This is a genomic window from Flammeovirga sp. EKP202 (assembly GCF_014534745.1).
Lineage (GTDB): Bacteria > Bacteroidota > Bacteroidia > Cytophagales > Flammeovirgaceae > Flammeovirga.
This window is the reverse complement of record NZ_JACVVP010000124.1, coordinates 1-936: the sequence shown is the minus strand read 5'-3', so window position 1 is coordinate 936 and position 936 is coordinate 1. Positions and strand designations below refer to the sequence as shown.

1 protein-coding gene is annotated in these 936 nt (G+C 36.5%); it reads right to left on the bottom strand.

The annotated features are described in order from the left end of the window. A partial coding sequence (locus IC221_RS29235; RefSeq protein WP_223241537.1) for a DUF1214 domain-containing protein occupies positions 1–936 on the bottom strand: 936 nt, incomplete at both ends.

The window sequence follows — 936 nt, the reverse complement described above, 5'->3', positions numbered from 1 at the left end:
CTGTCCTGGCTCGTAGATTCTTAATAAGTAATTCCAACCATCAGCAGGAGCGTCTAATCTATTGGGAACATCACCTACTTGCTCTTCTGAACCAAAGTAGACTGTAAAAGTCCCATCATCATTGAACGTTGCATTAGATGAGTTAACGATATTATTATCCGATTCCATATAACCATCAGCATTGTAAACTGTGATCGACCAGAAACCTGTATTCTCAGGTACTTCGAAGGTAGATTTATAAGGAGCACCTTTTTCTACATCTTCACCAAAGATAAGGTAAGTAGCCGCTTCTTCTGGAAGTAAGCCCCATCCTGCTGCTGTAGCAATGTGTCTTGTCTTCTCATTTACTTCACCTCTTTTACCTTGCATTCCGTCAAAGCTATCATATTCAAGAGCATCACTTACATATTGTGCTCTTAAATCTGCCAATGACTCTAAATTCCAATTATGTTGAGGGAATGACTCATTTGATTTTGAAACCGCTGTAAATTGATTTTGAAGATCATTGATATATTGAATTTCTTGTGGATCTAATGGATCAATTACTTGAATTCTCAAGATTAAATAAACATAATCCGTTTCGGCTGGTGCTAATTCATAAGTACCTGGCTTATTGAAAATATCTAAGGTATAGTGATCGTTATCCATCACTTGAATTGTAGCGTATCTGCCATCTGTTTCAGGATAAGTAATTGTCAAACCTTTTTTATTATCCCAAACACTTCCACTATATAACACGTCACGGTTCATTCTAATTACCGTTTGTTTATCTAACTGTGTGATATTTCTAAAGTGGTAATAGGTGTTTGACTCTCCTTCTGCATTATTGATGATGGCTTGATACATAAAGTCTGATTCAGCTCTATTGAACGTCTCTGGTGTAACATCAATTGGAGTATCTGTTTGAGCAGTTGCTACTGATGTCATAGCTAATAA